This is a genomic window from Streptomyces pyxinae, from assembly GCF_024756275.1.
In the GTDB taxonomy this organism is placed as follows: Bacteria; Actinomycetota; Actinomycetes; order Streptomycetales; family Streptomycetaceae; genus Streptomyces; species Streptomyces pyxinae.
The window spans coordinates 13,724-39,734 of sequence record NZ_JANUGQ010000037.1; the positions used below are offsets into that span (position 1 = coordinate 13,724).

At 73.2% G+C, this 26,011-nt stretch carries 18 protein-coding genes and 1 pseudogene; 10 read left to right on the top strand and 9 right to left on the bottom strand.

Features of this window, described 5'->3' with window-relative positions; genetic code table 11:
* Positions 1–23: 23 nt before the first annotated feature.
* From NX801_RS28385 to NX801_RS28395, 3 genes are all read left to right on the top strand, one after another.
* The gene (locus tag NX801_RS28385; protein ID WP_258790811.1) at positions 24–968 is read left to right on the top strand and encodes an AAA family ATPase; all 945 of its coding nucleotides are present in this window, start codon (positions 24–26) and stop codon (positions 966–968) included.
* A complete protein-coding gene (locus NX801_RS28390; RefSeq protein ID WP_258790812.1) occupies positions 961–5,769 on the top strand; it encodes a NaeI family type II restriction endonuclease in 4,809 nt (1,602 codons plus the stop codon). Before NX801_RS28385 ends, NX801_RS28390 begins: the two co-directional genes overlap by 8 nt.
* Before the next feature lie 96 nt (positions 5,770–5,865).
* Positions 5,866–6,363, top strand: coding sequence for a hypothetical protein (locus NX801_RS28395; RefSeq protein WP_258790813.1), 498 nt, complete (start codon positions 5,866–5,868; stop codon positions 6,361–6,363).
* A gap of 98 nt (positions 6,364–6,461) precedes the next feature.
* On the opposite strand, the gene NX801_RS28400 is transcribed toward NX801_RS28395, so the two are convergent.
* Positions 6,462–7,589: a serine hydrolase domain-containing protein gene (locus NX801_RS28400; RefSeq protein WP_258790814.1), complete on the bottom strand. Its 1,128-nt coding sequence runs from the start codon at positions 7,587–7,589 to the stop codon at positions 6,462–6,464.
* 548 nt (positions 7,590–8,137) lie between these two features.
* On the opposite strand from NX801_RS28400, the gene NX801_RS28405 reads away from it, so the two are divergent.
* From NX801_RS28405 to NX801_RS28420, 4 genes are read left to right on the top strand one after another with little or no spacing between them, the layout of a single operon-like run.
* Positions 8,138–8,887: a response regulator transcription factor gene (locus NX801_RS28405; protein ID WP_258790815.1), complete on the top strand. Its 750-nt coding sequence runs from the start codon at positions 8,138–8,140 to the stop codon at positions 8,885–8,887.
* A complete protein-coding gene (locus tag NX801_RS28410) occupies positions 8,884–10,551 on the top strand; it encodes a sensor histidine kinase (protein ID WP_258790816.1) in 1,668 nt (555 codons plus the stop codon). The genes NX801_RS28405 and NX801_RS28410 overlap by 4 nt, the downstream gene beginning before the upstream one ends.
* 55 nt (positions 10,552–10,606) lie before the next feature.
* Entirely contained in the window at positions 10,607–12,112 is a 1,506-nt protein-coding gene (locus NX801_RS28415; RefSeq protein ID WP_258790817.1) for a bifunctional glycosyltransferase family 2/GtrA family protein, read from the top strand.
* Complete coding sequence (locus tag NX801_RS28420; protein ID WP_258790818.1) at positions 12,109–14,388, top strand: glycosyltransferase family 39 protein; 2,280 nt, start codon at positions 12,109–12,111, stop codon at positions 14,386–14,388. Before NX801_RS28415 ends, NX801_RS28420 begins: the two co-directional genes overlap by 4 nt.
* Positions 14,389–14,516: 128 nt before the next feature.
* On the opposite strand, the gene NX801_RS28425 is transcribed toward NX801_RS28420, so the two are convergent.
* Complete coding sequence (locus NX801_RS28425; protein ID WP_258790819.1) at positions 14,517–18,023, bottom strand: M28 family peptidase; 3,507 nt, start codon at positions 18,021–18,023, stop codon at positions 14,517–14,519.
* 255 nt (positions 18,024–18,278) lie between these two features.
* Between NX801_RS28425 and NX801_RS28430 the strand changes: the two genes are divergently transcribed.
* Complete coding sequence (locus tag NX801_RS28430; protein WP_258790820.1) at positions 18,279–19,238, top strand: LysR family transcriptional regulator; 960 nt, start codon at positions 18,279–18,281, stop codon at positions 19,236–19,238.
* Positions 19,239–19,457: 219 nt separating this feature from the next.
* Here the strand turns inward: NX801_RS28430 and proP are convergent, their stop codons facing one another.
* A complete protein-coding gene (gene proP / locus NX801_RS28435) occupies positions 19,458–20,939 on the bottom strand; it encodes a glycine betaine/L-proline transporter ProP (RefSeq protein ID WP_258790852.1) in 1,482 nt (493 codons plus the stop codon).
* 544 nt (positions 20,940–21,483) lie between these two features.
* Between proP and NX801_RS28440 the strand changes: the two genes are divergently transcribed.
* Positions 21,484–21,786, top strand: a complete 303-nt coding sequence (locus tag NX801_RS28440; protein WP_258790821.1) for a hypothetical protein — start codon at positions 21,484–21,486, stop codon at positions 21,784–21,786.
* 220 nt (positions 21,787–22,006) lie between these two features.
* Here the strand turns inward: NX801_RS28440 and NX801_RS28445 are convergent, their stop codons facing one another.
* On the bottom strand, positions 22,007–22,531 hold the full coding sequence (locus NX801_RS28445) for a DUF6879 family protein (protein ID WP_258790822.1): 525 nt from the start codon (positions 22,529–22,531) through the stop codon (positions 22,007–22,009).
* A 339-nt stretch (positions 22,532–22,870) separates the two neighbouring features.
* On the opposite strand from NX801_RS28445, the pseudogene NX801_RS28450 reads away from it, so the two are divergent.
* Positions 22,871–23,128: pseudogene (locus tag NX801_RS28450) on the top strand (hypothetical protein); the annotation flags it as partial.
* A gap of 212 nt (positions 23,129–23,340) precedes the next feature.
* Here the strand turns inward: NX801_RS28450 and NX801_RS28455 are convergent.
* The 5 genes from NX801_RS28455 to NX801_RS28475 all read right to left on the bottom strand — a co-directional run bounded on the left by NX801_RS28455 (position 23,341) and on the right by NX801_RS28475 (position 25,925).
* Entirely contained in the window at positions 23,341–23,577 is a 237-nt protein-coding gene (locus NX801_RS28455; protein ID WP_258790823.1) for a hypothetical protein, read from the bottom strand.
* 431 nt (positions 23,578–24,008) lie between these two features.
* The gene (locus NX801_RS28460; RefSeq protein ID WP_258790824.1) at positions 24,009–24,845 is read right to left on the bottom strand and encodes a helix-turn-helix domain-containing protein; all 837 of its coding nucleotides are present in this window, start codon (positions 24,843–24,845) and stop codon (positions 24,009–24,011) included.
* A 75-nt stretch (positions 24,846–24,920) separates the two neighbouring features.
* A complete protein-coding gene (locus tag NX801_RS28465) occupies positions 24,921–25,445 on the bottom strand; it encodes a DUF6879 family protein (protein ID WP_258790853.1) in 525 nt (174 codons plus the stop codon).
* Positions 25,414–25,659: a hypothetical protein gene (locus NX801_RS28470; protein ID WP_258790825.1), complete on the bottom strand. Its 246-nt coding sequence runs from the start codon at positions 25,657–25,659 to the stop codon at positions 25,414–25,416. Before NX801_RS28470 ends, NX801_RS28465 begins: the two co-directional genes overlap by 32 nt.
* 20 nt (positions 25,660–25,679) lie before the next feature.
* Positions 25,680–25,925: a DUF397 domain-containing protein gene (locus NX801_RS28475; protein ID WP_258790826.1), complete on the bottom strand. Its 246-nt coding sequence runs from the start codon at positions 25,923–25,925 to the stop codon at positions 25,680–25,682.
* Positions 25,926–26,011: the final 86 nt, after the last annotated feature.

The window sequence follows — 26,011 nt, forward strand, 5'->3', positions numbered from 1 at the left end:
CCGCTCACAGGAGAGACCACCGCATGACCTGGCAGCCGTACTACACCGGCACCGGCACCCCGCCCGCCACCCCCGAGGACCGGGTCGAGCTGCCTCCGGCCCCGCCCTGGCGCGAGTTCCCGCGCCGGTCGCTGCACGAGCGGTTCGTGCCGCCGCCCGGCCTGGTCGAGGCGGTCAACGCCGCCCTGGCCCTGCGCCGGCCCCTGCTGGTGACCGGACAGGCCGGCTCCGGCAAGTCCACGGTGATCGAACAGGTCGCCGCCGAACTGGACCTCGGCACCCCGCTGCGCTGGCACATCACCTCACGCAGCGGCCTCGCCGAGGCGCTCTACCGGTACGACGCGCTCGGCCGTATCCACGCCCAGCGGCTGGAGGGCTCCGGCGGCAGCGACGACATCGCGCCCTTCCTGCGCTTCGGCCCGCTGGGCACCGCCCTGCTGCCCGCCGACCGTCCCCGCGCGCTGCTGATCGACGAGATCGACAAGAGCGACCTGGACCTTCCCAGCGATCTGCTCGACGTGCTGGAGCGGGGCGAGTTCGAGATCCCCGAACTCGCCCGGTACGGCGCCGATGACGTCGCCGTGCGGGAATGGGGCGGGGACGGCACGCACGAGGTGACGCGCGGCCGGGTCCAGTGCACCGCCTTTCCGTTCATCGTCATGACCAGCAACGGCGAGCGGGACTTCCCGGCCGCCTTCCTGCGCCGCTGCGTCCGGTTCACCATGCCGCTGCCGACCCCGGAGACCCTGCTCCGGGTCGTCCGGGCCCATATGGGTGCCGAGGCGGCCGGGACCGACGAGACCAGGCGGCTGATCGGGACGTTCCTGGAGCGGCTGACGGCGGGGGAGAGCCTGGCCGTGGACCAGCTGCTCAACGCCGTCCATCTGCTGTCCGGCGAGGACGCGCCCACCGAGGAACGGCGGGCGGCCGTCGAGGACCTGATCCTGCGTGAGCTCTCCCGTGTCTGACCCGCTCGCCCGGCTGCTCCCCGCCCTCCACCGGATCGTCCCCCGGCTGGACGGCACCGGCCTGGCGGAGGCGCTGTGGCTGGCCGCCCGGATGGCGGAGAGCACCCCCGCTCCACCCCCGCCGCCGGCCCCCGGCCCGGGGGTGCCCCAGCGGGACGAGACCGCCGGTGCGGAGGAGCGCGCCGCACCGGCCCCCGCTCCGGCCGGGCCTCCCGGGCCGCCGGACGGTGCCGGCACCCGGCCCCGGCCGGCCGTGACCGGCGCCGGGGACCCGCCCGCGTCCGTCCGCCCGCTGCACGAACGGCTGGCGGGCGCTTCGCACCGGATGCGCGGCCATGCCGTGGCCGCGCCCCGGGCGGCGGTGCTGCCCGGCGGGCTGGAGCTGACCCGTGCGCTGCGCCCCTGGAAGCGGCCCTGGCCCCGGGGGCGGGGCACCGAACTGGACATGGACGCCACCGTCGACGGCTATGCCCGCAGCGGCGAGCTGATCCCGGTGTTCGCCGCCGCGCCCGAGCGGTGGTTCGACCTGGCCCTGGTGGTGGACCGCTCGCCCGGCATGCGGGTCTGGCAGGAGACGGTCACCGAGCTCACCGCCACCCTCGACCGGTTGGGAGCCTTCCGGACGCTCCAGGTCAGCGAGCTGTCCTTCGACGCGGCCGGCCGCCCCCGCGACCCGAGCCGGCTCCGCTCCGCCGACGGCCGGCGGCTGGTGCTGGTGATCTCCGACTGCGCGGCGGACGGCTGGCGCCGGCCCGAGGTCTGGCACCAGCTGCGGGACTGGGCCGGTGCCACCCCCACGGCCGTGCTCAACCCGCTGCCCACCAGGCTCTGGCGGCGCGGCGGCCTCAATCTGCCCACTGTCACCTACACCCCCGCCGCCCCGGGCGCCCACCGCAGCCGCCTCCCGCTCGAACCGCCCGCCCTCGCCCTCGCCGGGGCCGACGCCACGGCCGGGACCGGGGCGGACCGCGACACCGCCGGGCGCGGGGCGATGACGGCACCCGACGGCTCCCGGGCCTGGCTGCCGGTCCCCGTCCTCTCCCTGACCCCGCACTCCCTGGGCCGCTGGTCCCGGGCACTGATGCGTGGCGACCCCGAGGGCTGCACCGCCGTGCTCGTCCCGCCGACCGGCCGGCTGCCCCGGCACGACCGGCCGCCCGCCGTCCCGCTGCCGCCCGCCACGCTCGCCAAGGGCTTTCTGCGCACCGCGAGTTCCCGCGCCGCCCGGCTGGCGGTGCTCTGCTCGCCCTTCGACCGGCTGAGCCTGCGGCTGCTGCACGTGGTCCGCCGCGCGCTCGTCCCGGACGCCACCGTCGCCGAGGTGGCCGAGGTGGTGACCAGCGGTGTGTTCCTGCCGGAACCGGCCGACGGGGACCAGATCGAACTCGTCCTGCCCCCGGAGGCCCAGGCGGTGCTCCGGGAGGAACTGCCCGCCCATGAGCTGTGGGAGGTGCGCCGCGCCCTGGACCGGCATGTCGCCTCGGGCGGCGACGGACCGGCCCGCTTCCCCGCGGTCGCCCACGACCCGGCCGGCCCACGGGAACTCGCCGCCGAGCGGGCCGCCTTCGCCCATGCCTCCCGGCGCACCCTGGAACTGCTGGGGCTCGCCCCACCCGACGCCGCCCCCGGGGCCGGGACACCGCCCACGACGGCCGGCCCCGACACCCTGCCGCCCGCGCCCCTGCCGTTCGCGGACCCGGACGACACCGTCGCCCGGACGGCCGCCGGGGTGGAATCCGGTGCCGTCTCCCGCCTCTGGATCACCGCCGGGAACGGAGGCTCCGGCGCGGGCCGCACGGCCTTCGCCCTTCATCTCGCGCACCGGCTGCGCGACCGCTTCCCGGACGGGCGGCTGTATCTGGATCTGCGCGGCTCCTGGCCCCACCCGGTGCCGGCCGAGGCCGCCCTGTGGACCCTGCTGCGCGACCTGGGCACTCCGCCGGGCGAGATCCCGACCCGGACCGAGGAACTGGCCGAGGCGGTCGGCACGGCACTGCGGGGACGCCGGACGCTGCTCGTCCTGGACGACGTCCCGCCCGAGGGCGAGGCACCGGACACCCTGACGGCGGTGATCCCGGAGGACTCCACGGTGATCCACACCTCCCGGTGGCGGCCCCCGGCCGGTGCCGGCACCACCGCCACGGGCGCGGACGACGGCCCGCTCACGCTCGGTCCGCTGCCGGGCGAGGCGGCGCTCGCCCTGCTGCCCTCGCGGGCGGACCGGAGCGTACGGGAGTCCGTGGCCGGCAGGCAGTGGTGGCCGCTGGCCCTGCGGGTGCTCAGCGACTGGATCGCGTCCGGGGACCCGCCGGCCCCGAACGGCTCGTCGCGGGAGTACGGCATGCCCCGGGGGGACGCCCGGACGATGCACGCCGAGACGTTCCTGCCGGCGCGGCTCGACAGACTGGAACCGTCGGCCCTGGCGGGGCTGGCCCTGCTGGCACTGATTCCGACCGGGCGCTTCTCGCGGGTGGAGGCGATGACCCTGCTCGACCAGGACCCCGGGCCGGCCGCGCGACTGCTGCGCGACCTCACCCGCAGAGGGCTGGTCGAGCACGAGTCCGGTCTGCTGCGCGCGGTACGCGAATGGGCGCACCCCATGCGAGGCGGCGATGCGCCTGCCGCCGCGGGGCGGCTGCTCGCGAGCTACCTCAGGGGCGCCGCCACCCGGTACGCGCGCCGCCACCCGGGCACCTCGCTTCCGGAACGGCTGGGCGTCCTCCCGGCCCGGGAGGAGTGGCCGGACGACGGCTGGGTCGAGAACGCGCTGGCGCTCGCCGCCTCGGACGACGGAGACGACCGGGCGCGGTGGGGACGGGACGGCCGCGCCGCGCTTCTGCTGCTGCTCCAGGACGAGGCGGCCTCGCCGCGCCACCGGGGGCTCTACGTCCAGGCCGCCCGGCGGCTCACGGCGGTCGCCGAGCCGTATCCCGAGTCCCGCGCCCTGTTCGCCCTGGCGCAGGCGCTGTACGAGCAGGGGGAACTGGACGAGAGCCGGGAGGCCCTGCTGAGCGCGGACACCGACCGGGAGCAGGATCCCTCGGTGCTCCCGCTGACCCTCCTGATGGAGGGCCGGCTCGCGTTCGGCGGCGGTGACCTGGCCCGGGCCGCCTCCCGCTTCGAGGAGGCCGCGGAGCTGTTCCGGCAGGTGGACGACCGGCATGGCGAGGCCACCGCCCGGCTCGAGTACGCGCGCGTCCAGCTTCGCCGCGAAAGGCCCGAGGAAGCGGCGAACGCGGCGACCGAGGCGCTCCAGATCTTCAAGGAGCACGGCGCCGACGAGGACGCCCAGGCCGCCCGCCGGGTACGGGACGTGGCCTGGCTGGGGGTGGAGCGGCGGGAGCGCACCGTCCCCTGCCACCTCGTGGCGGTGGCGGCCACCCCGGAGAACGGGGAGGCGGTGCTCGGCGCGGCGACCCGGGCCCTGTCCGGTGGTGCCGGGGTGCCGGGCGACCAGCTCGACGCCCGGTCGGCGCATGACTGCTGTCTCCTCTTCGTGCCGCAGCAAGTGTCGCTCGATCTTCTGTTCGATGTGCTGGCCGGGGCGCTGCCCGCCGAGCTGGAGGCCCAGGGGCTGCCGCCGGGAGCGCGGGTGGCGGTGCACACCGGCTCGGTCCGCCTGGACGCCACCGAGAGGCTCACCGAGCCGGGCGTCGAGTACACCCGGGCGATGCTGAGGTCCGCCGAGTTCCGGAGGGTGTCGGGCAACTATCCGGAGCACCCCACGCTGTGCGTCTCCCCGGAGGCGTTCGACGGTCTGCCGGCGGAGCGGACCGGGCGGTCGTTCATCGAGCACCGGGTGACCAGCAGGTCCGGCGAAGTGGTCTGCCTCGTCCTCACCCCGCGCCTGGACCTCTCCGCCTATGACGCGGAACTCCTCGCGCTGGCCCGGGTCTTCAACGAACGGGACCCGGGCGGCAGGCGCCTGGCCGGAATCCTGCGGGACGGTTTCGACGCGGCCCTCGACCCGGCGGACGCCGGCCGGTTCGCCCGCCGGGGACCAGGGGCCGGCGAAACCCGCCGGGCCGGGGCCGAGGTGGTGCGGGGGCTGCTGCGGGAGTTCCCCTTCGGTGACGGCTCGCCGGCCACCGTCCTGCGCTGGGAGCGCACCGGCCGCCAGGGCCCGGTCCCCCTCCACTTCCAGTTCTCCGCCTCGGGTCCGGACTGGCGGCTTCCGTCCGAGTGGCACGGCGCCCTCTGCCTCCTGGTCCACGCCGACGACCTGCGCTCCCGCTGGTCGGCGGGGCTGGTGCGGGTGCGGTCGGGAACAGCCCGGCCCCAGGACACCGGGACGGACGGCTCCGGGCCCGACCTCCAGCAGCCCCATGACCGGCACACGGTGCTCTGGCTGCACCGGGAGGCGCCGCTCCCGGAGAACGTCCTGCTGCACCTGGACCAGGAGACCCGCGAGGCCGTCCTCACCCCGGCCGACCCGGTGGAGCGGATCGCGGAACTCTTCCGCCGGGTGCGGGCGAAGGTGGTGCCCACCGGAGCGCTGCGCGCTCTGGCGCCCCGGCAGAACGTGTACCGGTCCGTCCGCACCGCCGCTGCCGCGCTCCAGGTGGAAGGGATCCTGGTGCTGACCGGCAACCGCCGGGGCCGCGAGGCGGCGGCGGGGCTGCGACTGCCGCTCCCGGAGGAGGACGAGTACGTCAGCGTCCGGCTCACCCGCCGCCGCCCGGACCATCTCGGCCGGCCGTCCGTCCTGGCCAACGGGGTGGCGTGGACACCGGCCCGGCCGGACGATCCGGTGGAGCCGCTCCCGGGCACCGATCTGCCCCGGCTGCGCCGGGCGAGGTGAGGAGCGCGACGGACCCGGGGCCGGCCCGCCGGGCGGCGGCACGGGCGGTCGGGTGACTGCTGGTGCGCGAGCGCCACCGAGGGGCATACGCGCAAGGTGAGCGTCGAGAAGCAGCAGCACCAGCACCAGCACCAGCACACCGGCCGGCCCGGCCCGGACGCCGCCCACCGGCGCCCCGCGGGGACGAGCGACACGACGGTGGAGGCGCTCGGGGCGCTGTCGAAGGCCCTGGAGACCACTGAGCGGGCGCGGGGGCATCTGTACTCCTTTCATCAGCTGACCGGCACCGCCGATCTCGAACTGGACCGGGCCGTGGCTCTCTTGCGGGAGGCGGGCCACCGGGAGCAGGCGGACCGGGTGGAGCGGGAGATCCAGGGCCGGAACGTCATCCCCGGCCGCTGGACCTTCCAGATCGTGGAGGAGTACAACCGCACCTACTACCGGCCGTTCGCGGAGCTGGAGCAGGAGCTGATCGACCGGCTGGCGGACGGCCGCGACCATCTGTACGAGGCCGAACTGAAGGAGGCCCGGCGGACCCGCCACCACCCGGACCACACCGCCAAGCCGTCCGAGGGGCCCGCCTCCCACGGGTGACGACCGGCCCTCCCGGGCGCCCGGCGCCGGGGCTCCGGCGCAGGACCGGCCCTCGCCCGACATCCCGCAGACCCCGGGCCTCCGGTGCCGGGCTCCGGCTACCCGCGAGTGGCGGTGGCGCAGAGCTGCTGTTCCAGCAGAGTGTTCCTGGCGCGCTCGGTCACCAGATCCTCCTCCGTCCCGTCGCCGGTGGTCTCCACCACCACGACCCGGCGCCCGTCCTCGCTGGTGCCGTTGCGGGTGCTGTACCCGGGGAGATCACCGCCGTGGCCCCAGTAGCCGCCGCCGCAGGAGAGCGGCACATACATCAGGCCCAGCCCGTACCGCGCTCCCGGCCAGGCGGAATCCAGCTCCTCGGCCCGCACCGTCGACTTCATCTCTGCCAGCTGCCTCGCGGGCAGCAGCCGGCCCCTGAGCAGGGCGGAGAAGAAGGCCGTCAGGTCGTCGGCGTCGGTGACCAGCGCACCGGCCGCACCCGCGCCCGAGGGGTCGAACTCCGTCACATCGGTCAGGGGGCCGGATTCGAAGGTGCTGTATCCGCGCAGAGCGGGGGCGCGGAGGACCGGCTCATGGGCCGGGGCGTAGGTGTGCCGCAGCCCCAGCGGGCGGATGATCCGCCGGGTGACCTCCTGCTGCCAGGTGTGCCCGGTGGCCTTCTCGATGATCATCCCGGCCAGGGTGTAGTTGGTGTTCGAGTAGGACCACCGGGCGCCCGGTGCGAAGTCGGGCGCGTGTGCTGTCGCCAGGGCCACGAGCTGCTCGGGCGCCCAGCGCCGGAACCGGTCCCTGCGGAACCCCTCCGCCGAACCGAGCAGCGGCAGGTCCTTGGTGCAGTTGTAGAGGCCGCTGGTGTGCTGAAGCAGCCGCCGGACGGTGATCCGGCCGCCGTCATTGCCGTGGCCGGACACCACACCGGGAAGCCAGTGCTCCACCGTGTCGTCGAGCGACACCCGGCGCTCGGCCACCAGCTGGAGCATCACCGTGGCGACGAATGCCTTGGTGGTGCTGCCCGTACGGAACGCGTCGTGCGGCCGGGCCGGGCGCCCCGTCACCGGGTCGGCCACCCCGGCGGAGGCGTACCGGACGGAGCCGGGAGCGGTGGACCGCGCCACCACCGCCAGGGCGCCGGTCCGGTACACCGCGTCCACCTGCCGCTGGAGCGAGGGTGCCGGGCGCGGCGGCCGGGCCACCGCCGCGGCGGGGCCGGCCAGTGCCGCACCGGCCACGGCGGCGACGAGCCCCGCCGCCACTGCCCGGCGGACCCGCCGGCCGGCTCGCCGTCCGACGGTGGAAGAAGGCGGTCCGGCGGCGGAAGAAGGCGGTCCGACGGTGGAAGAAGGCGGTCCGGCGGGGGAAGACAGCCGTCCGGCGGGGGAAGACAGCCGTCCGACGAGGGAAGAAGGCCGTCCGACGGGAGAGGAAAGCCGCCCGACGGCGGAGGAAAGCCGTGAGACGGTGGAGGAAGGTGGTGAGACGGGCGAACGAGAAGTGTGCATGGAAGCTGGACCTCTCTCCTGATGTCGTCCCGGTGGACCCCGGGTCACCGCCTCCGCGGCGTGATCGCTAAGGTGTGATCACCAAGGTAGGAAAAGGTCCGGCTCTCCGGCAGCCGGTACACCCCCCAATCCGGGCTGGAGCCGTCCCCCGGCCCGCTCGGGGGTTCTCCCCAGCGTCCCCAGCGCGGGACTGCTCGGCGAGGACATCGCGGCGCTTCTCAGGGAAATCACAGACACGTCCCAGACGCCTTTCATGAAGACCGCTCAGGCTGGGCGCCATGACCACCATGTCGCCGCACAGGCGGACAGAGCTGCTCCGGCCGGACGGCGGTCCCGTCCGGGTGCTCGTCGTGGACGACGAACCCGCGCTGAGCGAACTGCTGTCGATGGCCCTGCGGTACGAGGGCTGGGAGGTGCGGAGCGCCGGGGACGGCGCGTCCGCGGTCTCCGGCGCGCGGGGCTTCCGGCCGGACGCGGTCGTGCTCGACGTCATGCTGCCCGACACGGACGGGATCGCCGTCCTCGGGCGGCTCCGCCGCGACCTGCCGGACGTCCCGGTGCTCTTCCTGACCGCGCGGGACGCCGTCGAGGACCGGATCGCCGGGCTGACCGCCGGCGGCGACGACTATGTGACCAAGCCGTTCTCGCTGGAGGAGGTCGTCGCCCGGCTGCGCGGGCTGATCCGCCGCTCCGGCGCCGCCGCGGCCCGCGCCGACTCGCTGCTCACGGTCGGAGACCTCACCCTGGACGAGGACAGCCACGAGGTCACCCGGGACGGTGCGGCCATCCACCTGACCGCCACCGAGTTCGAGCTGCTCCGCTATCTGATGCGCAACCCCCGCCGGGTACTGAGCAAGGCCCAGATCCTGGACCGGGTCTGGTCGTACGACTTCGGCGGCCAGGCCAATGTCGTGGAGCTGTACATCTCCTACCTCCGCAAGAAGATCGACGCGGGCCGCGCCCCGATGATCCACACCAGGCGCGGTGCCGGCTATGTGCTCAAGCCGGGGGAGCGGCCCGCGGGATGAGCGGTTCCCCCTCGTGGTCCGCCTCGTGGCGGCCGGCGGGCGGGCGCCGGCGGGCCCGGTCGCTCCGCACCCGGCTGGTGCTCTCGGCGGTGACCCTGATCGCGGTGGTCGCCTCGGTCATCGGCACCGTCACCTGGATAGCGTTCCGGAGTTATCTGCACGGCCAGCTCGACGACCGGCTCGGCGGGGTGGCCATGCGCGCCTCGGGCGGTCCGCACCGGCCCCCGGAGCTGCCCGACCCACCGCCCGACTCCCATGCCCCGCTGGACTTCGTCACCGGCGGCGGCGCCCCCGTCGGCACCGTCGCCGGGCTGCTGGGCGAGGACGGCGCCCTCGTCCGGGCCGTCGCCAGCACCCAGGTGCAGTCCGCCGCCTCGGGCGGCCCGACCCAGGTTCCCCTGGACGCGGCCCAGCTCACCGCGCTGGCCTCGGTGGCCCGGGACGGCCGGCCGCACAGCGTCGAGCTGCCCGGCCGGGGCGAGTACCGGGTCCGGTACGCCGAGGGGTTCCGGGGCGCCTTTCTGGTGGGCGTCCCCACCACCGAGGTACGGGACGCGCTCGGCACCCTCGTCGTGGTGGAGGTGTGCGTCACCGGGGCCGGACTGCTGGCCGCCGGTCTGGCGGGCGCCACCATCGTCGGACTGGCCCTGCGCCCGCTGCGCCGGGTGGCGGCCACCGCCACCCGGGTGGCCGAACTCCCGCTGCACAGCGGCGAGGTGGCCCTGCACGAACGGGTGCCCGAGAGCGAGGCGGACCCGGCCACCGAGGTCGGCCAGGTCGGCGCGGCGCTCAACCGGATGCTCGGCCATGTGGCGTCCGCGCTCACCGCCCGGCAGCAGAGCGAGACCCGGGTGCGCCAGTTCGTCGCGGACGCCGGCCATGAGCTGCGCACCCCGCTGGCCGTCATCCGGGGGTACGCCGAACTGACCCGGCGCGGCCGGGAGGAGGCCGCCCCCGACGTCCGGCACGCACTGGGCCGGATCGAGGCGGAGGCGGTCCGGATGACCGGGCTGGTGGAGGATCTGCTGCTGCTGGCCCGGCTGGACGCCGGACGCCCGCTCTCGTACGACCCGGTGGACCTGGCCCCGCTGGTGGTGGACGCCGTCGGCGACGCCCGCGCGGCCGGCCCCGGCCACCGCTGGCTCCTGGAACTCCCCGCCGTGCCCGCGCCGGTGCGCGGCGACGCGGCCCGGCTGCACCAGGTGCTCGCCAATCTGCTCGCCAACGCCCGTACCCACACCCCGCCCGGTACGGCGGTGACCACCCGGATCCGGGACACCGGCCCGGCCGTGGTGCTGGAGGTCGAGGACGAGGGGCCGGGCATCCCGGACGCGCTGCTGCCGCACGTCTTCGAGCGGTTCGCGCGCGGTGACGCCGCCCGCACCCGGAGCGCCGGTTCCACCGGACTCGGTCTGGCGATCGTACGGGCCGTCACCGCCGCCCACGGCGGTACCGTCACGGTGGCGTCCCGCCCGGGCCGCACGGTCTTCACGGTGACCCTCCCGGCCGCCGGCGCCACGCCCGAACCCGCCGCCGGCGCCGCCCCCGGACCGGCCGCCGAACCCGCCGCCGGGCCCGGCTCCGCACGCGCCGCCGAGCCCCCCGACCCCGCCGGATCCGGCCCCGCCGGTACGCCCGCCGGACGGCCCGCCGCCGACTCATAGCCGGGCCACAGGTTCGGCACACGGTCGTGACAGCCCCGCCGCCGAATCTCGTGTCATGCGAACCGACACCCCGAGGGGGCCCCTGCCGGCCCGGGAGCATCTGCTCGCCCGTGCCGCCGCCGATCCCGCCGGCCCGGCCGGACCGCCCGTCCTGGACGTGGTGATCCCGGTGTACAACGAGGAAGCCGACCTGGAACGGTGCGTGCTGCGGCTCCACGAGCACCTGACGCGTACCTTCCCGTACCCGTTCCGGATCACCGTCGCGGACAACGCCAGCACCGACGCCACCCCCCGGATCGCGGCGCGGCTGGCGGCGACGACGCCGGGCGTGCGCTCGTACCGGCTGGAGGAGAAGGGGCGCGGGCGGGCACTGCGTACCGTCTGGTCCGCCTCCGACGCCCCCGTTCTCGCCTATATGGACGTGGACCTCTCCACCGGCCTCAACGCGCTGCTGCCGCTGGTCGCCCCGCTCATCTCCGGCCACTCCGACCTCGCGATCGGCTCCCGGCTCAGCCGGTCGTCCCGGGTGGTGCGCGGGCCGAAGCGGGAGTTCATCTCCCGGTCCTACAACCTGATTCTGCGCGGATCGCTCGCGGCCAGGTTCTCCGACGCCCAGTGCGGCTTCAAGGCCATCCGCCGGGACGTGGCCGAACGGCTGCTGCCGATGGTCGAGGACACCGGCTGGTTCTTCGACACCGAGCTGCTGGTCGTGGCCGAGCGGGCCGGGCTGCGCATCCACGAGGTGCCGGTCGACTGGGTGGACGACCCGCACTCGTCGGTCCATATCGTCCGCACCGCCACCGAGGACCTGAAGGGTGTCTGGCGGGTGGGCCGGGCGCTCGCCGCCGGCACCCTGCCGCTGGACCGGCTGGCCCGGCCGTTCGGGGACGACCCCCGCGACCGGGAGCTGACCGGGGTGCCGGGCGGGCTCCCGCGCCAACTGGTCGGATTCTGTGTGGTCGGAGCGCTCTCCACGCTGTTCTACCTGGCGCTCTACTCGCTGCTGCGGGCGGGATCGGGGATCGGCCTCGGCGCCCAGACCGCCAACGCCTGCGCCCTGTTGCTGTCGGCCGTCGCCAATACGGCGGCCAACCGGAGGTTCACCTTCGGGGTACGCGGCCGGCACCGCGTGGTACGCCACCAGACCCAGGGCCTGGTGGTCTTCGCCATCGGTCTGGCGCTCACCAGCGGATCGCTGGCGGCGCTGAGCGCGGCGACGGAGCACCCCGCGCAGAGCACCGAACTGGCGGTGCTGGTGGCGGCGAACGCGGCCGCGACCGTGCTGCGGTTCCTGCTCCTGCGCGCCTGGGTGTTCCCCGACCGCCGGACGTCCGACACCGGCCCCGGCCCCCGGGCCCCCGAACACGCGGGCACCGGACAGACGGCCCCCGGACCGGCGGGTGCCGAACGCGCGACCCCCGGCCTCACGGCCCCCGAACGCGCGACCCCCGGCCTTACGACCTCCGGACTCACCGGCGCCGGACACCGGGTGCCGGGCCGTCGCGCTCCCGGTGGCCCCGACGACACCCCCCGTACCGACGACCGGAGGACCGTACGATGACCGCCGCCACCCACCCGGGCACTCCCGCCGTGCCACCTCAGCCGCCGGCCACCGCCGCCGGTACCGGGCCCGCCGGCGCCGGACGGGCCGCCCGGCTCTGGCGGGGGCGGGCCGGTGACGCCCCCTGGGTACGGCCCGCGCTCCTCGCCCTGCTGCTCGCCACCGGACTGCTGTACGCCTACGGGCTGAGCGCCTCCGGATACGCCAACTCCTTCTACTCCGCCGCCGCGCAGGCCGGCAGCGCGAGCTGGAAGGCGTTCCTCTTCGGCTCGTCGGACGCCGGCAACTCCATCACCGTCGACAAGCCCCCGGCCGCCCTCTGGCCGATGGCGCTCTCCGTCCGGGTCTTCGGCCTCGGCTCCTGGCAGATCCTGCTGCCCCAGGTGCTGATGGGCATCGCCACGGTCGGTGTGCTGTACGCGGCGGTGCGCCGGCGCTTCACCCCCGCCGCCGGACTGCTCGCCGGCGCGGTGCTGGCCCTCACGCCCGTCGCCGCCCTGATGTTCCGCTTCAACAACCCGGACGCGCTGCTGGCCCTGCTGATGACGGCGGCCTGCTACGCCGTGCTGCGGGCGCTGGAGGAGGCCAGGACCGGGTGGCTGGTGACGGCGGGCGCGGTGCTGGGCCTCGCCTTCCTCACCAAGACCCTCCAGGCGTTCCTGATCCTTCCGGCACTGGCCGTGGTGTACGCGGTGTGCGCGCCGACCGGTGTCCGGCGCAGGCTCGGCCAACTGGCCCTCGCCGGGCTGGCCCTGGTGGTCACCGGCGGCTGGTGGGTGGCGCTGGTCGAGCTGTGGCCCGCCGCCTCCCGTCCGTACATCGGTGGGTCGCAGAACAACAGCTTCCTGGAACTGACCTTCGGCTACAACGGACTCGGCCGGCTCAACGGTGAGGAGACCGGCAGTGTCGGCGGCGGCGCCCCGCGCCTCGGCGGCGACGTCGCGGGCCCCGGCGGCGGTGCCCCGGGACCCGGCGGGGGCGGCGGCCGGTGGGGCGAGAGCGGCATCGGCCGGCTCTTCGGGGACACCGTGGGCGGCCAGATCTCCTGGCTGCTCCCGGCCGCCCTGCTGCTTCTGGTGGCCGGTCTGGTGGTCACCTGGCGGGCCCGGCGGACGGACCCGGCCCGGGCCGCGTTCCTGGTCTGGGGCGGCGCGCTGCTGACCACCGCCGTGGTCTTCAGCTTCATGGCCGGCATCTTCCACGAGTACTACACGGTGGCGCTCGCCCCGTATGTCGCCGCCCTGGTCGGCATGGGCGCCACGGTGCTCTGGGAGGAACGGCGCACCCCGCTCGCCTCGGTCGCACTCGCCGCCACGGTGGCGGTGACGGCGGTCTGGTCCTTCGCCCTGCTGGGCCGCGGCGCCGACTATCTGCCCTGGCTCCGCTGGGCGGTACTGATCGCCGGGCTGGCCGCCGCCGGGGGCCTGTTGGCGGCCGGGCGGTTCGGCCGCCGGGTGGCACTGGGCGCGGCGGGGCTGGCGCTGGCCGCCGCCCTGGCCGGTCCCACGGCGTACACCCTCACCACGGTGAGCGAGGCCCATGTCGGCTCCATCGTCACCGCCGGCCCCGCCACCGGGCGCGGTGGCCCGGGCGGTGGCCCCGGCGGCTTCCGCGGCGGCCTTCGCGGCATGGGCGCCGGGCCCGGTACGGCCCAGGGCGGCGGCCCGGGCAACCCGCCCAACCCCGGTACGGCCCAGGGCACTCCGGGCAATCTGCCCGCTCCCGGTACGGGGCAGGGCGCTCCCGGGAACGTCCGCGCCGGCGGGGAGGGAGGCGGCCCCGGCGGCATGGGTGGCCCCGGCGGCTTCGGCGGAGCCGGCGGCCCGGGCGGCATGGGCGGCCTGCTCAACGGCGCCAGTGTCGGCGCCGAGGTGAAGGCCAGGCTGAGCGACGGCGCCGACGGCTACACCTGGGCCGCCGCGGCCGTCGGTTCCCAGAACGCCGCCAGTTACCAACTGGCCACCGAGAAGCCGGTGATGGCGATCGGCGGCTTCAACGGCAGTGATCCGTCGCCCACCCTGGCGCAGTTCAAGGCGTATGTGGCCGCCGGCCGGATCCACTACTTCATCGCGAGCGGCGGCCGGGAGGGCGGCCGGGGCGGTACGCAGGCCGAGGGCCGGTCGGGCGAGGCGGCCGGCGGCCGGAGCGCCGGTCCCGGCGGTGGCACCAGCACGGCGATCACCTCCTGGGTGGAGTCCACCTTCACCAAGGTCACCGTGGACGGCACGGTCCTCTACGACCTGACCGCGAAGGCGGGCGCGGCCACCACGAAGTAGAAGCAGGGAAACGCGACACCGGCCTCGCCGGGACGCGCGGGGCCGGAACCGGCGGGGAAGCGCCGGTTCCGGCCCTGGTCGGTCTCAGCCCTCGACCCCACCGAGTTCCGGTCGGGTCCGGGCCGCGCTCACCCGACGTCGAGCGTCACATCGTCCACCACGAAGGAGGTCTGGAGCGACTGGTCCTCCACACCGGTGAACGTCAGCGTCACCGTCTGCCCGGCGAACTGGCCCAGGTCGTGGGTCTTCAGCACATACCCGGGAGCGCTGTCCGTGTTCGACAGACTGGTCAGGGTCTGCCCGCCGGCCGTCACGGTGAAGGTGTCATAGGCGGTGTCCTCGGTCTCGGCCGTGTCGATGTGGAGGTAGTACGAGAGCCGGGCCGAGGTGCAGCCCGCCGGGATGGTCACCGTCTGGGCGGCGCTGTCGGTGCGCGGCGAGCCCCAGCCGTTCAGCCAGGCCATGTACGAGCCGCCGTGCGGTGCTTGGCCGGCCTGGTTGGTGATGACCTCGGTGCTGGTCCACGGCGCCGTACCGTTCTCGAAGCCGCCGTTGACGATCAGCTGCGCCGGCGTGCAGCCGCCGCCCCCGCCGCCGACGGTCAGGGTGTAGGTGGTGCTGTGGCTGACATTGCCGGCGGCGGTGACGGTCAGGCCGTAGGTGCCCGGGGCCGCCGTGTCGGCCACCTGGACCGAGAGGGTGGCCGACTCACCGGTGCGCACCGAGGCGGGGCTCACCGTGGCCGTGACCCCGGCCGGCGCGCCGCTGACGGAGAGGCTCACCGTCTGGGCGGCGCCGCCGACCGTCGTGGTGTTCACGGTCGCGGTGGCGGAGCCGCCCGGCTTGGCGCTGCCGGCGGCCGGGCTGACGGCGACCGAGAAGTCCTGCGCCGGGGTGTCGCTGCCGACCGCCTGCTTCCAGATGGCGTAGGCGACCCCGTCGGCGCTGCGGTCCAGCACCGTGGCGTTGATGTTGTTCGCCGTGTCGCAGGCGCTGTGGTAGCAGGAGTCGTACGCGGAGTTGGCCGTGCCGCCCCACTTGGACGCCTGCGCCGAGGTCTTGCGGGCGCTGGCACCGGCGGCGTAGCCGGAGGTGGCGATGCCGCCCTGCTGGAAGGAGTAGTCGTCGCTGCGGCCCTGGCCCTCGGTGTTCTCCTCGGGCGCCAGGTTGAGCGAGGTCCAGTACGCCTTCAGCGGGGTGGCGGCGGCCGAGTTGACGTTGTTGATGAAGTAGCCGCCGTTGGGCGAGCCCACCATGTCGAAGTTGTAGTACGCCTTGATGGCGGCGCGCTGGGCGCTGGACAACCGGCCGACGTAGAACTTCGAGCCGTTGAGGCCCTGTTCCTCGTCGGTCCACCAGGCGAACCGGACGTGCTTGGTCATGCTGGGGTTCTTCTGCGCCAGCACCAGCGCGTTCTCCAGCAGGGTGGCCGAGCCGGAGCCGTTGTCGTTGATGCCGGGGCCGGCCGAGACGCTGTCGAGGTGGGCGCCGAACATGACGGTCTGGTCGTCCGGACCGCCCGGCCAGTCCGCGATCAGGTTGTTGGACGGGTAGGTGCAGCTGGTGCAGTTCTGCTCGCTGACCGTGTAACCGGCGGCCTGGAGCTTGGACTTCACATACGCCAGCGACTGGGTGTAACCGGCGCTGCCGGCCCGGCGGTTGCCGCCGTTCTGGGTGGCGATGGTGTTCAGCTGGGTGAGGTGGGTCCGGACGTTGGCCACGTCGACATTGGGCGGATCGGTGCCGGGCTGGGTGTTGCCGACGTTGAGCGTGTAGTCGACGGTGTGCGACAGCGTGCTGCCCTGGCCCTTGACCGTGACGGTGGCGGAACCGGGCGTGGCGTTGGCCGAGGCGGTGAGCGTCAGCGTGGCCGACTGGCCGGACTGCACGGTGGCCGGGGAGAAGGCGGCGGTGACTCCGGACGGCAGCCCGGAGGCGCTCAGGGTGATCTGCTGGGCCTGGCCGGTGGTGGTGCCGGTGGTCACCGTGGTGCTGACCGAGCCGCCCTGCTGGACGCTGCCGGACGACGGATTGAGCGCCAGCGAGAAGTCGTTCTGCCCGGAGGGCGTACAGGTCGGGTCACCGGACTGGGCGGGCACGCTGATCGCGTCCCAGGCCGCCTTGGTCCGGGTGAACAGACCGCAGGTGGCGTCCAGCGACTTGGCCGAACTGAGCGTCGCCGTCCGGTACTTCTTGTACGACATGCTGCTGGTCTTGAGCAGCATCCCCCCATAGAAGATCTTTCCGGCGCTCTGGACGCCGACCCCGGTGAGCGTGGAGCCGTTGCAGGTGCTGCTGTTGGGCTTGCCGCCGCCCGGGCTGGTGCCCTCGGCCAGCAGATAGAACCAGTGGTTGAGCGGGCCGGCCGCCGCGTGCACCTCGGTGCCGGGTATGGAGGAGCTGTAGCAGGCCGGGTCGTTGTTGACGGCCGGCGGGTTGTACATGTTGCGGATCGGGCCCCGGCCCTGGAGGTCGATCATCTCGCCGACGGTGTAGTCGGGGACGTCGTACGGCGCGGGCTCGTTGACGTACGCCTCGGTGAGCGCGCCGAAGATGTCGCCGGTGGCCTCACCGAGCCCGGACTCCTGGCCGCTGGTGCCGCCGGGGGTGTTGGTGTCGATGGCGTGCCCGTACTCATGGGCCACCACGTCGATGCCGGCGATCCACTCGTTGCGGCTGTTGCGGCCGATGGTGACCTGGCTGCCGTCCCAGTAGGCGTTGAGCTCGCCCAGGCCGACCTTGCCGGGGAAGCTCCGGCCGCTGCCATTGACGCCGTTGCGGCCGAGCCAGTTCTTGAGCATGTCCCACTGCTTCTGCGCGGCGAACATCAGGTCCGCGCAGCCGGTCTCCTTGGAGGTGGGATTGCCGGTGCCCCAGGAGTCGGAGGACTTGGAGAAGACCTGGTTGGTGCTGTAGTCGGCGCAGCTCAGTCCGGGGCGGTTGGGGTCGCGCAGCGAGTAGGTGGAGCCCGACGCGGTGGTGTCGATGGTGAGCGGACTCGGGCCGTTCCACTTGCTGTTGGCGGTGCCGGCCACCACCTCGTCGTGGGTGTCGAGCACCTTGCCGGTGCGGGCGTCCACGAAGACGTGCAGCCTGCTGGGGGCACTGGCGGTGCGGCCGGTCAGCACGGTCTCCCAGGCCAGCGCCTGCCGGCCGTCGGTGATCTTGACGACCAGCCGGCTGTCCACGACCTTGTCCACCCGGGCCAGCCGGGTCCGGGAGACCGTCTCGGCACGCCTGGCGGTGACCACCGGCTCGGTGGCCACGTCCACCGGGGCGGCGGAGGCGGACTGGACGGCGCGGACGTCGCCCGTGCCGTCGGCCAGCACCACCGCGTCGCCGCCGACGACCGGCAGGCCCCGGTAGCTGCGCTCGTAGGCGACCGAGTAGAGGTTCTTGAGCCAGGGGGTGACCTGGCGGCGCTCGTACTGTTCCTGCGGGGCGTTGACCAGCGAGTCGAGACCGCTGGCGACGGCCCGGTCGGCTGCCGCGACGGCCCGGGCGGCCGGATCGTCGGCGGCAGCCGTGGATCTGGCCTGCGGCCCGGCGGCCGTGGCCGGCTGCGCCAGGGCACCGGCGAGGCCGGCGGCCAGGACCAGCGCGGCCGTGGCGGCCGTGAGTCGGGTGGGATGCACGCGTTCACTCCGTTCGGTGTGGGGGATGGCCGTGCGGTGGATCCGGTGGATCCGGCAGAACCGGTGGGTTCCGGTGGATCCGGTGGATCCGGGGAAGGCGGTGGGCCGGGTGGGCCCGGGTGGATGTGGTGTGCGGGCGGACAGGCGGTTGTCCGCCCGCCGAGTATGGACGTGAACATGGCAAGCGGGCCCATTCCGGATGGGCATAAGACCCGCGTTATGGTGCGACCGGCGGCCGGTGCGTACGCTGCCGCAATGCAGCTGGAACTGAGGCATCTCCAGGCGATACGGCGGATCGCGGAGGCCGGCAGCCTGGGTACCGCCGCCCGCCGCCTCGGGGTCTCCCAGCCGGCCCTGTCGGCCCAGCTCCGCCGCATCGAACGCGCCGTGGGCGGCGAGCTGTTCGTCCGGGGGCCGCGCGGTGTGGAGCCCACCCGGCTCGGGGAGTTCGTGCTGGCCCGGGCCCGCCGGGTGCTCGGTGAGATGGACGCCCTCGGCGCCGAGGCGCGCGGCTTCGCCCCCGGCGGCCCGCTGCGGCTCGGCTGCATCCTGCTGGTCCTGGTCGGCGCCCTGCTGGACCGGACCGACGCGGTCATGGCGGGCCAGGAACTGACCGTGGACGTGGGGGTCTCGGTGACCGCGCTGGTCCGCGCCCTCGCCGCCGGTCAGTACGACGCCATCCTGTACGGCGAGGTCAACGACCACCGGGTCTCGCTGCCGGACAACGCCGAGACCCGCACCGTGGTGCCCCGGGAGCCGTTCTGCGTCCGGCTCTCCGCCGCCCATCCGCTCGCCGCCCGGGAGGCGGTCGGGCTGGCCGACCTCGCCGGCGAACAGTGGCTGGGTCTGGTGGAGGACGACGACGGCGGCCCCGAGGCGCTCACCGAGGCATGCGCCCGGGCCGGCTTCACGCCCCAGCTCCGCTACCGGATCACCGACCGGACCCTCGGCCATGAACTGGTCGCGGCGGGCCGGGCGGTGGCGCTGACCCAGCCGACCGCGAGCGCCGCCCCCGGCACGGTGCTGCGTCCGCTGACCGGCGACCCGCTCACCGGCCGCGTCCGGCTCGCCTGGAACCGTACCGCCGTCTCCGCCCGGCAGGCCGGCCTCCTCCACCGCGCGGCCGCCCTCGCCTACCTGGACCGGGCGGACACCAACCCCTTCCTCCGCCGCTGGTGGGACGCCCACCCGGGGCTCCGCCCGGTGGTCGACTGACGGACGGGCCGCCGCCGTACGGGACCGGGCTCACCGTCGTACGGGGCCGGGGGCGCCGTCGTACGGGCCCGGACCACCGTCGTACGACCCGGGGCTCACCGCTGTACGGGCCGGACCCCCACCGGATCAGGGGACCCGGAACGGACCGTGCCGGTCACCGCCCCGCGACTGTCGGCGTGGGGCCGTGACCGGCACGGTCGGAGGTGTTACGGGCCGGGGTCAGCGGCTCCCGGCGCCGATGGTGTGCAGCTCCTTGGAGGTGGAGATCAGCTCGTGGGCCTCCTCCTCGTTGGAGACCATCGGCTGCGAACCGCGCAGCGGCACCCCGGCGCTCTCCGGCATGAAGCGCACGGTCAGCAGGCCGATCAGACCGGCGACGACCAGATAGAAGCCCGGCACCAGGTCGTTGCCGGTGATTTTGATCAGCGCCTCGGAGAGCAGCGGCGTGGTGCCACCGAAGGCGGCGACCGAGAAGTTGAAGCCGACGCCCATCGCGGCGTACCGGACGCTCGTCGGGAAGAGCGCGGGCAGCGTCGCGGCCGAGGGGGCGGCGAAACCGGCCAGGATGGTGGCGAGGATCAGCACGCCGAGGCCCGGCAGGATCCAGCCGCCGCAGCGGATGAGCAGGAACGCGGGCACGGCCAGCACGACCTGGGCGATCGCCGCCCAGCGGAACACCGGGCGCCGGCCGATCCGGTCGCTCAGCCGGCCCAGGAAGGTGATGAGGATGACCACCCAGACCATCCCGCCGAGGACGAGGAGGTCGGCGGCGGTGCTGCCCCGGCCCAGGACCTCGGTCTGGTACGACGGCAGATAGCCGGTGACCATGTAGTTGGTGACGTTGTAGAGCAGCACCAGGCCGACGCAGAGCAGCAGCGCGCGCCAGTGGTCCTTGAAGATGGTGCGGAACTCGTGGCGGTTGGTCTCCCGCTCGGCCACCGCCTTGTCGTGCTCGTCCAGTTGCTGCTGGAAGGCCGGGGACTCCTCCAGCTTCATCCGCATGTAGAGACCGATGAGGCCCAGCGGACCGGCGATCAGGAACGGCAGGCGCCAACCCCAGCTGAGCATCTCGCTCTCGCTCAGCGTGTAGTTGAGGACCGTGACCAGGGCGGAACCCAGCGCGTAACCGATGAAGGTGCCGAAGTCCAGCCAGCTGGCCAGGAAGCCGCGCCGCCGGTCGGGTGAGTACTCGGCGATGAAGGTGGTGGCCCCGCCGTACTCACCGCCCGTGGAGAACCCCTGGAGCATCCGGGCGAGCAGCAGCAGCACGGGCGCCGCGATGCCGATGGTGGCGTAGCTCGGGATGAGGCCGATGGCGAAGGTGCCGCAGGCCATCAGGATCATCGTGGTGGCGAGCACCTTCTGCCGGCCCAGCTTGTCACCGAGCGGGCCGAAGAACAGACCGCCGAGCGGCCGGACCACGAAGGCGGCGGCGAAGGTGGCGAAGGAGGCCAGCAACTGGGCCCCCGGCGAGGCGCCCGGGTAGAAGACCTTGCCGAGCGTGGCGGCGAGGTAGCTGTAGACACCGAAGTCGAACCACTCCATGCAGTTACCGAGCGAGGAGGCGGTGACCGCCCGCTTGAGCATCGGCTCCTCGACCACCTGCACGTCGTCCTTGGTGAAGGGCCTCCCCTTGCGGCGCAGCCGACGCGCCAGGTCGTCCCGCACCTGCCGGGGCAGCGCGGCCACGGCGTGCGGCAGATGCCGGGGAGTGGCGGCCCTGCCGCCTGGGCCCTTCTTCGATGTCTCCGTCACGTGAGGTGTCACACCCTTTGTTGCTGAATGTCCAAAAACGAGCGATCCGCCCGATGGTACGGAGCGGACCAGATCGGCGCCTTTCCGGACTCGCCGGGTTTCACACGGGTGAAGAAGGTGAAACGGATAACGTTATGGTTTCTATCTACACGTAAACGGTCCATCCGCTCACGGTCCGTGAGAAACGGCCGAAGTGGCCCGCTCATCTGCTCAGGGGGCCCGACAGCTGATCGGGTACGGCTTCACCGTCGGCTGCCCGAACCCGTGCGGGTACGGCCACTCCGGGGTCCGGTCCGGCCCCGGCGGCGGTCGCCGGGAGCGACTTGCCGGTTCCTGAGCGCCACGGGGCCACCGCGTCGCGCCCGCCGGGCTGCACGAGCGGATCCCGGACCGGTGCCGGTCGTGTCAGTCGTGAGAGTGAACCTCCGTACGGGCGCGGACTGTTCCGCACGCGGGCGTCGTACGGTGCCGGCCGACGAGGAGGATCGCTGTGGACGAGAAGACGACCTGGACCACGCTCATCGACGGACGGGAGGTGAGCGTTCCGGCGACGATCGTCGGCGTGCGCGAGGCGCTCGCCGACGACCCCGTGCGCCTGGTGGAGTTCGAGGCGGAGATCGGACGTGCCCCCGCCGCCCGGCTGGCGCAGACGCTGGCCATGTGGGTGCTCCCGGCCGGGGCGTGGGCTGAGATCGAGGCGTCGATGGAACGGCTGGCCGCCGGGGACTTCTCCGGGTGTACCCCGCTGGAGGAACTGCCCGGCTACGACCCGGCCGGAGGGGACGCCGCGTGAGCTTCCGCGTGCCATTCTCCGACCGCGCCCGCGCCCCCTGCCGCTCGGCCCATGTGGGACGGGAGGTGAAGCCGCTGCCGGTGGCCCCGCCCCGCCGCTCTGCGCTTGGCGGGGCGGGGCCGGTCACCGGTGGCTCGCGTGGTCTCGGGCGGCATCGAGGGGTGCCGGCCGCAGGCCCGGGCCAGTCGCTTGCCGCCCGGGCCGGCATGACGCGGGCCGGTCAGACCGGCTTGTACTCCTCGTGTGGCGTGGCGCGTTCCCAGACGGCCTCGAAGGCGGTGGCGCAGAACCGGGCGACGTCGGGGCGCCTGTCCAGTTCGGGGCCTGCCGAGCCGCCGTCGCCGGTGAAGTGGTTCCACATGATCAGGCGGCCGTCGAAGAGCCAGAAATCGTTGCCGGGCAGGGAGAGGTCGGAAGCCTTCCGGCGGGGCAGCCAGCGCACCGACTCGCCTGCGGCGATGTTCTGATAGGTGCTGTCGTGTTCGTACCGGATGTAGTCGCTCACCGGTTCGGAGACGATGCGCGCCCGGCGGAAGCCCACCCCGCGCGCGGTCGCGTCCCGGACCCAGGTGTGGAACTCGTTCCACCAGGTGCCGGGGTTCGGATCGGGTCGCCAGCCCGCTTGCCAGCGCCTGAACTCGGCGGCCTCCTCATCGATGCCGTACGAGTCGCGCAGCTCCAGGTGGACGGCCGAGTGGTGGGTCTCGGCCAGCAGGTCGACGAAGGCCGAGTCGTTCTGCGACATCGCGCGCCTTTCGGTGAATGGTGCTCGTACGGGGCCGCCGCACTCCGGTGGCTCTCCTCGCGTCCGCCGCATCCAGGCGCGCGGAGCCCCCGGGCCGAGGGCGCGAGCGCCCGTCCTGGCGTACCGCCTTCTGGAGCGTACTCAAGGACCTCGCGGTCGGGGAGCAGGAAGCAGGACGCCGATCTCCTGCACCTCCGGCAAACGTGCGTATGCATGCGACATGCGAGAGGCGTACGGCGAGCACCGGCAGCCGGATGCGGTCGGCGGCGCGATGGGGGCGGAGGCCGGGCTGTCGTGCCGGGTGTCGCGTCATGACATTCGAATGCCGATAATCCGTGCATGGGTGGAGAGGACACGGAACTGATTCCTGGAGACGGCCCGAGCAGCGGCATCTCCATCACGCTGACCGCAGGCACGCTGGAGGCGATCAGAAGGAAGGTCGGCAAGCGTGGAGTCTCCGCTTATCTGGAGCAAGTCGCGCAGCGACAGATCGAGCGGGACAACCTCGACGAGCTGATTGGCGCCTTCGAGGGAGTGCACGGTCCTGCCGACCCCGGAGAAGTGGCGGCCGCCCGGGCCCGCCTCGCTGATGAGACCCGGCGGCGGTCGCGGGGGGAGCGACTTGCCGGCCCCGGAGCGCCACGGGGCCACCGCGACTCGAAGGCGGCCCCGGCCGTCACCCGGCGCGCGCCGACCGCATTCATCCCGAGGAGTTCCCGGTCCTGACCAGGTAGCCTCGCTGCCGGTGGCCCCGCCTCGCCGCTCTGTGCTTGGCGGGGGCGGGGCCACCGGTGGTTCACGGGGCGGGGCTACTTGCCGTCGCCGCTTCCGTTGCCGCCGCTGGGGGCCGGGTCACGGGGGGCCTCGGGCGGCATCGGTCCGCCGTCGTGCTTGCCGCCGTCGTCCTCGGCGGTGAGCGTGCTGCCCCCGTCGGCGGTCGCCCCGTCGGTCACCTCGGCGTCGGCCGGGTGGCGGAACGGCACGCCGCGCCAGCCCTCGCCGTCGGGCGGCCGAGTCTCGTACGTCTCGATGGTCTGCGTACTCATCTGTCGCGGACCTCCTCTTCCCTGAAGGGCCATGCGCGCCGTACGGTCGGCCGCATGGTCCGGGCTGCCGCGCGGCTTCTGCCACGCGGTTCGGGCCACCCGTCCCGGCCGGAGTACCTGCCACGGTTGCGACCGGCCGGGTCGGGAGTCTGCGGGACGCGGTCGGGTCAGTGCCCGTCCGGATGGCGACGCAGGAGCGTGTTGCACCCGTCGACGGTCGGCATGTCGCCGCCCGCCCGTGCGCGGTCACGGGTGTTCGCCAACTCCCGGCAACCGTCGCAGTCGGGTACGGGTTCTGGTCCGTGGCCCCGCACCATAGACGGTTCGTCAGGAAAGCCCGGAGGTGCATACGGCTCTGTCATGCCTGTCCCTTCACCGCTTCCTTGTGACGGACAAGCTACTCAGGGTGCCACCGGATGGTCGTCCGAGTTCTACGTTGTTGCACGCGACCTGTCGCTCTTCAGCTTCGTGATCGCGGTGTGAATCAAGTCCCGGGCCTCAGGTCCGTACACAGCCGATCTGCGCAGTTCTGTGAAAGCCTTGACATACAGGGCAACCTCACCGGGTGCAGTCAGGGTTACTTGTGCTGACAGCAGTTCGACGTGCACGCGTTGATCGTCAAAGACATTGAAGCCTTCGAGCGTCCACATGGCGGGCCTAGGTGCGGAGACAGGGATGATGCCGAGAGAAACAGCCGGCCACGACAGGACGGACAGGAGATGGTGCAGTTGTCCGACCATGGTCTCGGCGTCGCCCATCCGGTAACGAAGCACCGACTCCTCCAGGACGAACGTGAAGCGATGGCCCGCCTTGTGCAGTACCCCGGCGCGAGCCAGGCGTGCCGCCACGGCTTTCGAGGTGTCATCAGGCGTGCGGTGAAAGCGGCTGATGGCTGACAGCAGGGCCGTTGCGTAGGAGGACGTCTGGAAGAGTCCAGGGACGACATGCGAGGCGTAGCCTCGGAACAAGCGAGTTCGTTCGTACAGGGGGACCCGGGACTCCTGGAGCTTGCGAAGCCCCGTGCGCTGCAGGCGTCTCCACTGGAGGTACATGGAGTCTGCCGTGCGGGCGGCCGCGATGATGTCAGCCGCCTCGTCCTCAGCCTCGCAGCCTTCACACCAGAGGCGGATATCGGCGTCGGAGGGTGCCGTACGTGCGTTCTCGATGCGTGACACCTTGGACTTGTGCCAACCACAACGAGCCGCCAGCTCATGCCCCTTCAGCTCTGCGTCAAGACGTAGATCGCGAAGCCGGGAGGCAATGGACATGCGTGCCGACTCGACGCTTGGTGACTGATACTGAGGCATGAGCTGGAGGCGACTGATTGCTGAGATGCGTGAGATTCAGATGGTGAACTCGTCGTGTGGCGTGCCGCGTTCCCATACTGCTTCGAACGCGTTGGCGCATAGCCTCAGTACGTCTGGGTTCCTGTTCAGCTCGTGGCCGATGGCCGTCCCGTCTCCGGAAAAGTGACCGAATCGGATGAGGCGATCGTCCAGGAGCCATAGATCCGCTCCAGGCAGGGCCAGTGTGGCGGCCTCAGTTCGGGGGAGCCAGCGAACCAGTTCGCCCGCCTCGACATTGAGGTACGTACCAGCATGCTCATATCGGATGTACTCACTCACCGGCATGGAGACGATCCTGGCGCGGCGCATCACTACCCCACGGCTCACTGCTTTCCGCACGAGGTCCAGCCAGGGGCGCCGACGCTCCACTGATTCGGGGGTGATGCGACCGAGCTTCTGCCACTCCGCGAAGTCGTCGGCCTCGGACGCGACACTGTAGGCGTCGCGCATCTCCAGGTGGACCGCCGACTGGCGGCAGTCCCCGATCAGCTCACTGAAGGGCGGCGCGCCGCTCAGCTTCATCACATGCCCTCCTGATCAGTGGCACCATCCGTGCTGGAATGCGAATGACTGCTTCTGTGTCGGGGATGTGCCCGAATACCAGGCACTCGGCCTCAGTCTGCTGGTCCGCCTTCATCCCCTGGAGCACAAGGTCTGCCGACGTGTCGTGAACCCACACCGTTGGGCAGTCGTCGCCATTGGTGTTGGGATCCTTGCCGAAGAAAATTAAAGCCATGGTCGTGGCTCCAGTTCTGTTCAGATGCTGGTTCTGTGGGCGAGGAAGGTGGTCCAGACCGAGGGGGTGAGGGCCAGTTGGGGGCCCTGCTTGTCCTTGGAGTCACGGACGTGGACGGTGGTGGGGCAGGTGGCGATCTCCACGCAGTCGTCGCCGGAGCCGCTGCTGTGGGTGGACTTGTGCCAGGCGAGGGCCACTTCCACGCAGGAGTCACCAGAGCCGCTGCTGTAGCTGCTCTTGAACCAGGTGAGTCGGGCGGTGTTCATTCCTACGGCTCTCCTCGCGTCTCTCGCAACAGGCGTAAGGAGCCCTCGGCCCGAGGGCCTGGGCGCGCATCCTGGTGTACCGCTTC